The organism is Pedobacter miscanthi, assembly GCF_003315595.1.
In the GTDB taxonomy this organism is placed as follows: Bacteria; Bacteroidota; Bacteroidia; order Sphingobacteriales; family Sphingobacteriaceae; genus Pedobacter; species Pedobacter miscanthi.
Window position 1 is genome coordinate 103138 of sequence record NZ_QNQU01000018.1, and the last position, 14621, is coordinate 117758.

The following is a 14621-nucleotide window of genomic DNA, read 5'->3' on the forward strand; positions in this document are numbered from 1 at the left end:
TGCCCGGATAAGGTCGGAATGAGCTTAATGGGCTGTTTTTGTCTTTTTATTTTTAATTTTTGTCAGGAAAAGTCCTGTTAAAAAAATGGTTAATGTACCAATTACGATAATCATGTTTTTATGTAAAGGATTTCTAAAAACTTCGTATTCCGGAGGAAGAAGCGAAGAAAATGTCATCCATATAATCACAGCGATGCCAATAATGGTTGCGGTAATGGCTTCGTGGTTTTTGCTTTGCCGGCTAATGATGCCGAGCAGAAATAAGCCCAGCATTCCGGCCGCAAAAATGCCTGATAATTCCCACCAAACATCTAAAATGCTTTTTACACCGATCATGGCAATGCCGGCAATCATGCCCAGCAGTCCAAATCCTACTGTCGCTAAATGCAACAGGGATAAATTCTGTTTTTCGGTTATACCAGGCTTGAAATATCTTTTGTAAATATCTACCGAAAACACGGTCGCCGAAGCATTCATTCCGGAGCTGATGGTACTCATTGCAGCAGATAAAATTGCCGAAACAATTAGTCCGACTAAACCTACCGGAATCTTAGTGACCATAAAATGCGGCATGATTTTATCGCCATAATCTGCCGGCACCAAAGCATTCTGTACTTTCAATATTTCTGCTGGCGAAGCGTGTAAAGGCAAGCGCTCAACGGCTACCTGATGTTTGATCGATTGCACCAGTTCGGGATTAACCTCATAATAAGCAAACAAGCAAGATCCTATAATAAAAAACAGCAATGAAGCCGGAATGTATAACCAAACGCATAACCAAATCGATTTCGACGCGGCTTTAGCTGATGATGCGGTATGGTAACGCTGAATATAATTCTGGTCCATACCAAAATTGTTGAGGTTGATGAAAAAACCATAAAGTAAAACCACCCAAAATGAGGATCCTACGAAATCGAATTTAAAATTGCCCAGACTAAATTTATCAGCCGATTTTCCAATTTCAACAATCTTCGATACGCCTCCCGGCATATTTGTGATGATCAGGTATAAAATGAGCAGTGCACCTAAGGTTTTAACAATCGCTTGCACTACTTCCGTCCATATTACCGCTTCAATTCCTCCTAAAACGGTATAAAAGATGATACAGATTCCCATTACAATCATAATCACCTGCATAGAATAACCTGTAAGTGCCTGTAAACTCAATGCAATTCCGAAAAATATCGATCCCATCCTAGCCAGCTGCGTCAATAAGAAACAAACTACGGCATAAACCCTCGCCCAGGCACCGAAACGTTTTTCTAAATGGGTATAAGCCGAAATCTCTCCCGTATTGCGGTAAAAAGGCACAAAATATTTAGATGCTACCCATGCTGCCAGAGGCATCGAAATGCTAAATACAAATGCATTCCAGTTTCCGCCAAACGATTTACCTGGTACACCCAAAAAGGTATTACTGCTTAAAAATGTTGCATAAATTGATAAACCTATCGCCCATCCGGGGATCAGGCCCGAAGCTTTTGTAAATTGCTCGGAATTTTTATTTTTTCGCGAAAAATAAACCCCAACTAATATCATCCCAACAAGGTAAATGAAGATGATCGCAAGATCGGTTATAGGAAGACCTTTCATCACTTGTTGGCTCGTTTATTAATTTGGTTAAAACAAATATGCATGGCTAATTATCATCATTAATATAAGATTTTGGCCACATGTTATAACATCTTATCTTATTGAACATCTAATGCATCCAATGCTAATCCTTTTGTTTCGGTCGCAATTAAGCGTACTTTATAACTTCCGGCGTTAATCATGCTGCCGGTATTGGTGCTCAGGTAATTCCATTTCCCCTCTTTCGTAGGGGCAAATTCCGCTATTTCTGATTTCATTAAGGTTCCGTCTGCCGATAAAAATTCGAGTTTAGCTTTTAATGGCTTACTGGAGGGGTTATGATATTTAATGGTTAAAGAATAGGTATCGGCAACGCCAACTGAGATATTCCAGGTTAAACTACCCTGACCGGCAGCATTAAAAATTACACGCTGTTTATCCATCAACACTGCTTTTGTAACCTCCTTGCCCTCTAAAATGCCGTCGGTAGCTTTGTAGCTTGTGGTGGTTTTTAAATCATAAGCAGGTTGTAAATGGGTAACAGGCAAAACAAACACCGTAGCAGTTCTGCTGTCGAATATCATTCGTTCGTTGGGGTTAAGTCTTTTCCGGTAAAGTGCAAAGGTTTCTTCGTTACTATTGCTCAAAGTGGTTTTCGTATTTTCGAAACCCTGTGGGATACTACTGTTTTTAGTTAGCGCAATAAAGGCATCAACGCTGTCAGTAGCCGTAAATTCGATATTTTCTTGTCCGCGGGAAGCTTTTAACCATTCCGCTCCATATAAATTAGATGGCAGTTCGGTAAATGCTGATTTTTCTCCTTTAAACTGCTCGTCCCCGATATCCAGCCAACTATTTAATTCAGCATTTTTAATTTTACTTAGAAGCGAATTGCTTACCGGCGCAGCTTGAATATTTTGCTTTAAACTGGCGATGGCAATAGCCGAAATCACCGCCTGACCAACTTTTACTTCCGGGAAGTTAATATCCAGAAAGCCACCTTTAACCGTCGTTTTGATTGTTTTCTTCAACAGAGAGTTGCTTCCGGCTTCCTTCGAGATGTCTAAATCTTTAATTACAGTTTTACCATTAAAAGCTACATCAAATAAGCGCATGGCTTTGGCATCAAAACCTCCGCCTATACCCAGCCAGGGTTCTATAAAATAAAGTTCGACCAGGTATTCTCCGTCAGGCAGCGGGAAATGATATTTCAACTGATCTCTTCCATATCTGAAAGTTTGGAAAAGCTTCCAGTCTTTGGTGCCATTAACGGGTTGAAAAGTGCGCCTTTGACTGGCAAAAAAATCAGGAACACCTTTAAAATTAGCGGTCCATGAAGTAGAGCCAAAACGATCAGCAGAACTTAGGTTTCTGTCTGCAGACCATTGGTTGCCGTTAGTATCTATATAATCCCCTCCGCCACAATTTACACGATAAACGTAGTTGTAGCCCTGTGCCGGAGCAATTAATTGTTTATCCGAAATTAAACCATTAAAATTGGGACTTTGAGGTAAATTCTGCAGCACAATCTGATCTTTGGCAACCGCTTTCCCGTTAACATAACCAATTGCATAAAGTATATTATATTTAATTTCGGGCTTATTCCATTGGAAATGTGTTCCAATTCCGCTACGTTTCTTTTTTCCTAAAGACTGTCCGTTTATATCATTAAATAATTCTACTTCGTCACAGTTGGAATATACTACGATGCTATCTTTTATTCCTGGTTTTATCCAGCGATTTGGCCAGGTATGCGAAACGATGTAAACCATCGGATTGGTCTGTTTCGAAGCATAATTGGCCCTGAACATGTAAAAAACATCTGTTGGTTCTTCCCAGGGTGTAAACATGCCCTTGTAATTTACAGGACCAACCCGATCTAGATCCCTTAAACCCTCGCCTCCCTGTACCCTGCCAGGGTTATCGTGCGAGCTATATAACCAGAAAAAATGACCAGCAGTTTCAGCTTTCACTGATTCGGCCAAACGAACCTTGGTTTCCATTAAATCGGTCATTTTGTTTTCGGTATAACCTTTGCCATTAGCATCGGTATCATGAAGATCAATGGTTCTCCAGGCACCATATTCTCCTACTAAAACCTGCCTTTTGAGGTCTTCGCCATAAGTTAAAGGGTTGCCGCCATAAGTGCCGGTCCAGTTTTGGGGCACATCCCAATCAGTTCCCTTACCACCATTACAGGTGGTTACTTTCCGTTGTGAGGAAGCGGTTGGATCCAGTTTCCTGATCAGTTCGGTACATTCTCTAGCGAAATCTTCGGGCAGCGTACTTTCGTTTTCCAATCCCCATAAAACAACTGCCGGGCTATTCCTTCGTTCTTTTACCCAATCTGTTAAGAGCGTTTTAAAGTTCTTCCTGAATTCAGGTGTATTGTACCAGATATGCGCAGCCATTTGTGTCCAGCATAAAATCCCTTCTTTGTCCCAGTAATCGGAATAAAGTAAGTTGTGCGGTTGGTGCGCATCACGAAAAGCATTGAAGCCGGCAGCTTTGATCTGCATTACCCTTGATCTGATCTGTTCGTTGCTAAAAGCGTGACTTTGACCAATTAAATGTTCGTATTCTGCAATTCCATTAATAAAAACAGGTTTTCCATTTAATAAAAACTGTTTTTGACTGGCCTGATCGCCTATAGGCCAGCTGATCCACCGGATACCATAAGGTGTTTTAAGCTCATCAACAACTTTTCCATTTTCAATAATAGAGGTGTGCAAGGTATACAGATATGGGTTTTCTAATGACCAAAGTTTAGGATTGATGATCTTGCCTGTGATCTGATCGACCTGGATTTCCTTACCAGCTGGAACTGAAACTATTTTTTTGAGTACTTTAACCCGCTTTCTATTTGAATCAAGCAAACGGTTAATAAGCGTTATATTTTTACTTTTTAGACTATAGTTTTTTAAGGTACTACTTAAGTTCAAAACAGCTGATTTTTCAGAGATCTTGTTATCGTTCCAGATATGGATACCAAATGGCTGGATGCGAATATCATTGGTCACAATTAAATGCACCGGACGGAAAATCCCCATAGGCTGCGAACCTTCTGAAAAACCCCGCTCTGTTGAGCAACCTCCATCAACCCAGGGTAAATCCTGAATATTTGCAGGATGATCGGCACGGACTGCCAAAATATTTTCCTGGTTATTGAGTTTAATGGCTGATGTTACATCAAGGGTAAAAGTTGTCCTACCGCCTGCATGATAACCCACATTTTTGCCATTTAACCAAACTGTAGCATAGGATCCTACTCCTTCGAAATATAAAAAGAAACGTTTACCGTTTTTGATGTCGTTAGTTTTGAATGTTTTGCGGTACCAGGCATAGCCATGTTTATTGCCATGAAGTTTGCGCTGATAACCTTCGTACTGGTCCCAGTTATGGGGAACATTTACATTTTTCCAGTTCTGGATTTTATAGCTTACCTCTTGAAAACCATCATAAGCATACTGGTTTTTCTCATCAGCAATGGTTTCCCAGTTGGTGTTTAGGGAGATATCTTTTCTTGTTTGATTTTGTGCATGAACGGAATTGATTCCTAGTAAGAAAATAGCGCAAAAAAATAATAAAAGTTTCCTCATTAAATTTGAGTCGGTGCCTGGTTCGTGGAGACATGAACCAAGGCGGCGTAAGAGGTTTCTTCCTAAGTTTGATGCGGCTGTGTGCTGGCAAACTTCGGAAGTTTCACTTATATTAAATACTGACGAAATCTTTCTTCGCTCAGTCCCTTTAGATTTCGTAAATAAGTTCATCGCACTTTCAAACCTCCATCCCTAGCCGAGGTAGGTGTCACCACGGACCTCATTACGTTCAAAATACTTTTTAAAATGCCTTTAAAGTCTCTTGTCATTTCAAATCTCCATTCAATTTATACGTTTCACCGGCTTTAGTTTCGATGCTGACGCTATTATTTTTGTAGTGGATTTTACAATTTCCTCCTGTTTTTGATTTCACGGCAAGTGAGGTCAGCAGTCCATTTGCCCAGGTTAAATCCAGTTCGAATCCACCACGTGCCTGTAAACCTTTAATTTCTCCATTAGGAATTTCAGATGGTAATGCCGGTAAAATATCAAGATAGCCCTGATGGCTCTGAACGATCATTTCAGCAATACCTGCTGCACCACCAAAGTTTCCATCAATCTGGAATGGCGGATGGGCATCAAAAAGATTTACATAAGATCCGGCGCCGTTATTGGCAGGTTTCATTAACATTTTCACCAGTTTCATGGCATGGTCGCCATCTTTAAACCTTGCCCAAAAGTTAATTTTCCAGGCTAAACTCCAGCCTGTAGCCTCATCTCCGCGGTAAAGTAAAGATTGTTTTGCAGCCTGCATCATTTTTTTGTTGCTATCCCAGGTTATATCATTTCCGGGGTAAACGCCCCACAAATGTGAAACATGGCGGTGTTTACTTGCCGTATCATCAATATCGGTTAACCATTCCTGTAGTTGTCCGTATCTGCCAATCTGGTTGGGTGCAATTTGTTTAACTTTTTCGGTTAACGATTTTCTAAAATCTTCATCAATATTCAATTCCTCAGCAGCTGCAATACAGTTTTTAAAGAGCGAACGGATAATCTGGTGATCCATTGTAGGCCCTGCAACCAAACCTCCGTTTTCGGGCGAATTAGATGGTGTGCTAATTAGCCAGCCTGTTTTCGGGTCTTTCACTAAAAAATCTTCAAAAAATAAAGCGGCCTGTTTCATTAAAGGATAAGCTTCATTTGCTAGGAATTTACGGTCTTTACTGAATTGATAATGCTCCCATAAATGCTGACTTAGCCAGGCACCACCACTTACCCAAATACCATGGTTAGAGGCATTAATAGGTGCTGTACCATTCCATAAATCGGTATTGTGGTGCAAAATCCAACCTCGGGCATTGTAATATGCTTTTGCCGTTTCTGCGCCCGTTTTTGATAAACCTTTAATTTTATTAAACAGTGGTTCGTTTAAAGCTGATAAATTAAGGATTTCTGTTGGCCAGTAATTCATTTCGAGGTTAATATTGGTAGTGTACTTGCTACCCCATGGCGGAGTGAGCAGGTCGTTCCAGATTCCCTGAAGATTAGCGGGTTGTGTACCCGGCCTAGAGCTCGAAATCAATAAATAACGACCATACTGCATGTACAAAGCAGCAAAAGCAGGATCGTTTGCACTGGCGAATTTTGCCAGTCTTTCATCTGTAGGCAGTTTCTCGTTCTCTGAACGGCCAAAATCGACACTAAAGGTTTTGTAATAACTTTGATATTCTTTGATATGATTCTGCTTAATTGCAGCATAAGTTTTTCCTTTTAAGCTGTTTAATGCTTTAACGTTGGCCGTTGCAGGGTCTCCTGAAACATCCTGAGCGTTGATAAAATTGGTTCCGGCAGTTAAATACAACGTTGCTTCGTCGGCCTGGTTGATAATGATTTTGCCATTTACAGTTCTTACAGTTCCGTTTTTTATTACAGCTGTTAACCGGCTTTCGCCCTTAATGGCGCCATCTTTTACCTGTATGGACAAGGCAATTAAATTATTCCCTAAAGTTTTTACAGACGATTTTCGGTGGGCACTGGAAAGTTCTGCATCAAAAGTTATAGATGCTTTTTTATCAGCTGTTAAATGAATTACTATGGCCTGATCTGGCTGACTGACAAAATATTCACGTATGTAATTTATACCATTTAAATTATAAGTGGTTTTAGCAACAGCATTACTGATATCTAAAGATCTTTTATAATTGGAAACAAGCGATTTAGTTTGCTTAAAATACAAATTCAGGTCGCCAAAGGGCTGATAGCTGGCCTGGTATTGCGGAACGGCAGGCGAATCTTCGTCCTGAATTTTGTACTTCCATTCTTTTACCAATGAAATTCCTTGTTCTACATTACTTCCAACAGGATAAACGCCGATTTTTTTTGAAGTGTCTTTATAACCCGCAAGTCCGCCTTTATCAAAATAATTGAGCACTTGTATGGCAATTACATTTATGCCTTTTTTGATTAGCTTAGCCGGAATGGTATATTTTCGAGGCTCTGTATTATCGGTATTGCCAACCAGATGACCATTAATATAGGTGAAATCCTGGTCGCGTATTCGGTTAAGATCAAGTATAAGGCCTTTTCCGAGCCAATTCTCCGGCACATCAAAAGTTGTTCTAAACCATACTGCCCCATCTAAATTGGCTAAACCTACGGCTTCCCATCCTTCATAAGATGGTACTTTAATGCTTTTCCAAGGTTTGTCGTCAAAATTAGCTAATGCCGGATTGCCCTGGATACCTTTGCCCGCTTTCATTTCGCTAACCCAAACTTTACGGTCGCCGGAGCTACTTTGAAGTCCCATAAACTGTTCCTGCGCCAAATCTTCAGCCTCTTTCTGTTTGCCTTCGAAAAGTAATTTCCTGATTTCGGGTAAGTATTGGTAAGCACCTTTGCGGTTATAATCACGCGGTTTGCCAGTCCAAACAGTTTCTTCGTTAAACTGGATGTGATCAACTGCAGTTCCGGCAAAAATCATGGCGCCTAATCGTCCGTTACCGATCGGTAAAGCATCTGTCCACTTTTCGGCAGGTTTAGTATACCATAAAGTATGGTTGTTTTCCTGTGCGAAACCGCTAAAATGGCTAGCGAATAATAAAATTAACCATAAAAATTTAACCTTCATACTATTGTCCTTTATCGCCCGAAATAATTTCGATCTCAGCCTTAACGTCTTTTTCCTTTTTAACAGCTTCTTTCATTCTCCTAAAGTTATTGTTTCCGAGGAAGATATTTTTAGTTTCGGCGCCATTTAATTTAAGATAGGTAGCCGTTTCTTTTACCGGAAAAGCATTGTATAAAAACAGATCGGATATGTTTGTAAGGTCGATTACTGGCGCGTTCGGCAGTGGTTGATTATTCTTTAGACCATCTATAATCAGGGTATTAACTTTTAAAGCTTTTAATGACGGGCCCAATTCTGTATTTACCGTTACGTTATGAAACTCTATGTTATTAGCGTTACTGATGGCAAAACCTGTTTTGGCTTCAAAATTAATGTCGTTGAAACTGATATTATCGATGGGCATTTCTTCTAAACCATTCAGATAACCTGCCTGGTTAACCTGCCCGGTAATGTTGCTGAAATGGATATTCCTGAAAACCGGCGTACGCTCCGAAACAGCTTCGACATTGGTTTTTGCGTATTGCATATCAAGCACAATAGCCTGATCTTTTATATTTTTCATGATGATATTGTTCACCCTGATTTCTTCAACTACACCACCCCTTCCACGGGCAGTTTTAATGCGGATACCCCTGTCTGTCCCGTCAAAAACACAATTGGAAATGGCTATTTTACGCACATCGCCCGACATTTCACTGCCGATTACTACCCCACCATGGCCGGATAACATTGTACAATTGGTAATGACATAATTTTCGGCGGGAATGGCCATTTTCCGTCCGGGAGCATCTTTGCCCGATTTAATAGTAATGCAGTCGTCGCCAACGCTGATATGGCAATCAGAAATGTGTACATTTTTACAGGATTCGGGATTGATCCCGTCCGTATTCGGTGAATGAGGATTATTGATGGTAACGGCATGTACCTTAACATTTTCGCAAAACTCCGGATTGATGGTCCAAAAAGGCGAATTACGAATGGTAATTCCATCAATCAGCACATTTTTGCAAAACATAGGCTGTATAAACGGCGGACGGAGAAAACCTCTTTTCATCTGTTTCGGATCGTCAGGCAAAATAATATCTTTATTTAATCCATCAAATGTGGTTTGCCATTTCGATCGTGGCTGTCCTTCTTTGTACCCCTCTACAAAATCCCACCATTTTTTACCATGTCCGTCGATAATTCCGCGACCAATAATCGAAATATTTTCTGCTTTATAAGCATAAAATAACGGCGAGAAACTGGTTACATCTACGCCTTCGTAACGGCTTTTTACCATGGGCAGGTAATCGTCAAAATTATCGCTGAAATGCAGTTCTGCTCCGGCATCAATCAATATGGTGATGTTACTTTTTAGGTGAATTGCACCTGTTAAATATTTTCCGGCAGGGAAATAAACGGTACCGCCTCCGGATTTTGATGCTGCATCAATCGCATTTTTGATGGCGGTGGTAGCCAGTTTACTGCTGTCGTTTTTTGCGCCGTATTTAATGACGTTGTAATACGATTGGGCGTTGGCGTTTAAGCAAGTGATTACTGCAAGTACAAGAGTTAAGGTTTTGAATATGTATTTCACTCGTTTCATTATTTCTTTATTAGTCTCGTCATGCTGAACTTGTTTCAGCATCTTTCTTGCTGTTTAGACCCTGAAATAAATTCAGGGTGACGACTGTGTATATTTATGCTCGTTTTCTTACATCGTCCTCGTTTGTAACGAGGATGAATGAGATTAGCGATTTTATCGCCTTTTCATTCATGCATTTCAGTCTGCACTGACACAGGCCTAGGTAGTTTTTATACATAAAAGATTGCTTCACGCTCTCTCTTTGCCCAGCGCTTCAGTTCGCAATGACGACCTATTTTTTAATTTTATCGTCCTCGTTTGTAACGAGGATGAATGAGATTAGCGATTTTATCGCCTTTTCATTTATGGCTTCAGTCTGCACTGACACACGCCTAGGTAGTTTTTTATACATGNTATGGCTTCAGTCTGCACTGACACACGCCTAGGTAGTTTTTTATACATGAAAGATTGCTTAACGTTTCCCCTTTTATCCCAGCGCTTCAGTTCGCAATGACGTATCATTTTAATCCATCTTTACCTTAACCGGCTTCAAATCTTTGCCTTTATAAATCTCTTTTCCGTCTGCAAAAATCAGTAAACCTTTACCTTTGTTATATTTTGTACCGGTTTTATCCCATAGAATCGTCACTATTTTACCATGATAAGAAACATTATCGAGTATAAACCAATCCCATTGATTTTTCGGAATTAATGGAAATAGTTCCAGCACATTATCCTGACGGGGCTTTACACCTACCAAATCATTGATAATTAAATCATTAAAAGTAGAATGATTGTAAAAACTGCTTCGCGGATTATCGCCCTTTAACCATTCACCGGTTTTTTCATCCTGATATTCTCCAATGTATGGTTTTCCGTTTTTGATATGTGATGCAGCATACTGATGAAGTTCCTGATAAAAAACCTCAGGTTTCATATTGCCATGTTTTTTGTAATTGCTTAACAGGTTTGCCAATCCTTTTAAAGTTTGCGAGCTGGCAAATGGCCACAATGCACCGTCCCATTCGCAGCTATGGCCTGTTCCCCTTGTTCTGAATGTTGGGTTTCTCCTTTCCGCCGTAGTTAAGCCCCAGGGTGCTTTAAAACCTGCAGTATCCAACAATTGGTCCCAGGCTTTTGCATAGATGGCTTTATCATCCGGTAAATTGAAATCCCAGGGTGTAAAACCAATGGCTTCACGAACATTTGCAGCGCCACCTTTAGCTTTTCTGGTTTCGAAAAAAGACGATGAAGTATTCCACAAGCTATCCTGAACCAGTTTTTTTATTGTTGTCGCTTTGTTTTGATACTTATCTGCCGTTGCTGTTTCATTTAAAAGTGTGGCGATTTTATCTAATGCCATCGCATTACCATACATATAACTGTTAATGGTTGGGCGTTGATTCTGGTCTTTACGCGAACCGCTGATCGATTCTTCCATGCCATCTTTCACATCGTTTTGCCAGAAAAGGCCGTTTTTAAGCTGCCGTTCGGTTTCCCATTTGGTATAATCTTTATCAAGCGCCGGCAGGATTTCTTTTAAAAATGCCTGATCCGGTTTTACCAGGTAATTCTGATAAACAGCATCATCCACCCAGCTGCTAAACTGATGGAACCGTTGTTTCGTTTCGCCAACATCGGCTTTGTAAAGCCAGAATTTGATATAGTCTTTGAGGTAACTGTTATCTTTTAACCAGCGTCCTTCATAAATATGGTGTCCTAAGGCGCAACTGATTGAGTTATATTTACCTGCATGTTTAACCGGCTCAATAAACTCGGTAAAAATAAAACCATCCGGCGTTTTAACCAGGTGTTTGCGGTAGGTCCACCAGCGGTAATAGTAATTTTGTTCCAGTATCTCATCAGGGCACTCGAATATAGGTGCCTGATCGGCAAGCCATTTAAAAGCCTCACTATTTGGAATATAATTCTTAACAGCTTCAGTGTCTGTTGAATTAAAATAATCCACATATTTCTTCAGCTTTTCCGTACCGAGGATAGTTTTTTGTTGCGCATAGCCCGTAATTGTCAATACAGACAATGCTGCCGTGGCTATAAAATTTCTTGTATTTTTCATTATTCGAATAACCAATCTATATCTTTTCCCCTGCCATCTAAACCCGCGTTAAAAATGCGCAGTTCCTGCTTATCATCAATAAAACCCAATACCAAACAAGCACCTTTACCTAAGTTTAAAGTATGCGTTCCTGCCGGAAAAGCATAGGCGTGTACGTTTACCGGCGGAAAGCCATCAGGCACCAATGCATTTGAAATTTTAATTTCCGACTGACCATAATTGTTGGCGCTGGCATCGGTTTCCAATTGTGGCGGAGCGAGGTATTGAGGATCTTTCTGGTTAAAAAAACCAACCAATAAATTTACAGGAGAATTAGCACTGAACTTAATTTCTGTCCCGTTTTTAACTTGTTGTGTTTTGCTTAATTTAATGCCTTTTAAGCCGGTTAACTGCGCTGCAACTTCTTTGATTTTAACAGTTGTGTCGCTAAAAAGCTGTACATCTTTAGCAATGGTGTACGTTTCAGTTGTATTGAGCAACTTTACATCGGCTGCCTGATATGGCACTACGACAGCAATCGATCCTTGTTTAATTGATTTTAACGAATCAATACTTTTTTTAAAATGATTCAGTTCTTTGGTGAAAACCGGTAACATTTCTCTCCAGTGAATAAATGTTTTATCAACGCCACGCATCGGGATTTTGCGCTGTTTAGTTTGCATACTATTCGCATACAGGTAATTATGATCTGTTAGCTTAACTAATGCTGCATAATGGTCTACACTTTTCTGGAGGAAAGGCAGTGCCTGTTCTAAATCGCTTACCTGGTTAGAATATTTATAGCGCAATATCCAAAGCGCAGCCTTTACCTTCTCTGCATAAAAATTGGCCATCGCATCATAACAATAAATATCGTTTTTAAGCCTTTTAAACTCTGCAGTATCTTTTTTTACGTTTGCATCAGCTTCATTAATCGATTGGATGGCTTTTTTACCGTGCTCAACTACTTCTTTTGCTACCTGAACCGGAGTTTCGCCTATATGCCCCTGCTTTTTCCATTCCTTTTCTGCGTAATCTATAATCATTTCACCTTCAGGTGCTTCCGATTCGTATAATAAAGTAAAAAGTCCGTAACGATATGGGTTGATCAATTGCGTCATTAACATGCCTAATGTCAGCGTTTGACGGTTTCCATCGGTAATGCCGTACCTGCGTAAAAGTTTAGGCGATATCTCTCCCGATTCTTCGTAAGCATTTAAAATGGCTTTACCACTATTCAAGTCAGTACCATACTTGTTGGCAAGTTCTTTTCCCCAGTAATTGATTTCCTGTTCACGGTTGCGCTGCGAATTCCACGAGTACCTGGCCCACTCCTTATACCAGATCCAATCGCGGTCTACTTCCAGCAATCTGCCTTTCACCTCGTCGGCCGAATATGGCCAGTCCCAATAACTTGCCTGGGGGTATAAATGCAAACCTTTAGCGCCATAAATTTTGTTCATTGCCTGAACCGATTTCTGTATAAAATCAGCTGAACCATAACGAAAAGGTTCCAGATTGGCCAAAATATGAACATTAGAAATGTTAACTATACCAATAGCCGCTAACTTTCGGTTCAAATCGGCCCATGCCCCGCGTGGTATATAAGTGGTTAAAGCTTCGCCATTAAATTTATTCTCGGTGTAAAGATTTTTATAAAGTGGTAAAGCGGCTTTCATTACACTTGGCGCATCAGTATCGTGTGCCCGCAACACAATGGGCGGTTCTTCCTTAATACCTGCAGCTTTTAGTCCATCTTTTACGCCCGGGATAATGGTTTTGGTGAACCAGTCAATATCATCCTGACCAACACCTTCCATCGCCTCTCCTAACGCCACCATTAAGCCCACATTGGGATATTTCTCTACAAATGCGGCGATTGATTTTCGCGTATAATCTGCAATCAAGGGAATAATAGGCCGGTTCCTGTCCTGGGTTTTTAAGCCGTGTTTATCGGCAAAAGGTTTCGGGATGATGATATTGTAGAACATCTGGATCACCCAGATTCCCCGTTTATCAGCCTCTTTGGTTAAAAATTGAAAAATTTCTTCGTTCTTTTTTAAAGTGGCCTCATCTACTTCAACCGCATAAGGATAGTCTTTCAACCTTAATAAGGAAGAAAACGGATGTCCGTTCCACAAATAGAGCGAATTATAACGGTTCTCGACCATCATATCAAGGTATTTAATCCACAAAGCCTTATCGTACAACCACGGGAAGGTTTCGGGTGTGTAGGGATATTCGTAAACATCATGACCGGGCAGATAATCAGGTTTTTGTAAACCGATACAGGTACCACGTAATACCATTTCGGGTTGATCGGAAAGGGTAATCTGCGCAGGTAATTTGCCGCTGTTTTTAATCTGGTCGGCAAGTTCTATACAGCCGTATAAAGCGCCCGATGCATCATTACCTATGATATAAATGCTGCCATTTTTCGCTGTATAAATATGGAAACCTTCTTTTTTTGCAACCGAAATCTGGTTTTTAATCGCTGCAGGAAGCTGATTGGTAAAAAGTTTATCAGAAAATACACCAATCGCAATTAAATTGCCCGAATTGTTTAGCTTGTCTTTCTGTTCTATTTTAATTGAATAATTTAATTTAGATAAGGCTTTTAAAATTCTTTCGGCGCCAAAACGTACCCGAACATGGTTTTCTGTCGAAATTACGATGTTTTTTTGTTCAGGTTGAATTGCCTGAGATAAGGATATCGATAAAAAATAACAGGAAATAAAAATCAGAAAATTTCTCATT

General features: G+C 40.2%; 6 protein-coding genes. All 6 read right to left on the reverse strand.

Annotated features, from left to right (window positions below):
- Positions 1-24: 24 nt before the first annotated feature.
- A complete protein-coding gene (locus DRW42_RS19645; RefSeq protein WP_244215331.1) occupies positions 25-1539 on the reverse strand; it encodes a sodium:solute symporter family protein in 1515 nt (504 codons plus the stop codon).
- Between the two features lie 152 nt (positions 1540-1691).
- Positions 1692-5171: a malectin domain-containing carbohydrate-binding protein gene (locus tag DRW42_RS19650; protein ID WP_113950529.1), complete on the reverse strand. Its 3480-nt coding sequence runs from the start codon at positions 5169-5171 to the stop codon at positions 1692-1694.
- A gap of 265 nt (positions 5172-5436) precedes the next feature.
- Entirely contained in the window at positions 5437-8241 is a 2805-nt protein-coding gene (locus tag DRW42_RS19655) for a glycoside hydrolase family 95 protein (RefSeq protein WP_113950530.1), read from the reverse strand.
- Between the two features lies 1 nt (position 8242).
- The gene (locus tag DRW42_RS19660) at positions 8243-9820 is read right to left on the reverse strand and encodes a glycoside hydrolase family 28 protein (protein ID WP_425273496.1); all 1578 of its coding nucleotides are present in this window, start codon (positions 9818-9820) and stop codon (positions 8243-8245) included.
- Between the two features lie 511 nt (positions 9821-10331).
- The gene (locus DRW42_RS19665) at positions 10332-11885 is read right to left on the reverse strand and encodes an MGH1-like glycoside hydrolase domain-containing protein (RefSeq protein WP_113950531.1); all 1554 of its coding nucleotides are present in this window, start codon (positions 11883-11885) and stop codon (positions 10332-10334) included.
- Entirely contained in the window at positions 11885-14620 is a 2736-nt protein-coding gene (locus DRW42_RS19670; protein WP_113950532.1) for an alpha-d-galacturonidase, read from the reverse strand. Before DRW42_RS19670 ends, DRW42_RS19665 begins: the two co-directional genes overlap by 1 nt.
- Position 14621 lies beyond the last annotated feature (1 nt).

Excerpts from the sequence above, each read along its gene's own strand:
- DRW42_RS19645 (WP_244215331.1), bottom strand. The coding sequence starts at position 1,539 with ATGATATTAGTTGGGGTTTATTTTTCGCGAAAAAATAAAAATTCCGAG.
- DRW42_RS19650 (WP_113950529.1), bottom strand. The coding sequence starts at position 5,171 with ATGAGGAAACTTTTATTATTTTTTTGCGCTATTTTCTTACTAGGAATC.
- DRW42_RS19655 (WP_113950530.1), bottom strand. The coding sequence starts at position 8,241 with ATGAAGGTTAAATTTTTATGGTTAATTTTATTATTCGCTAGCCATTTT.
- DRW42_RS19665 (WP_113950531.1), bottom strand. The coding sequence starts at position 11,885 with ATGAAAAATACAAGAAATTTTATAGCCACGGCAGCATTGTCTGTATTG.
- DRW42_RS19670 (WP_113950532.1), bottom strand. The coding sequence starts at position 14,620 with ATGAGAAATTTTCTGATTTTTATTTCCTGTTATTTTTTATCGATATCC.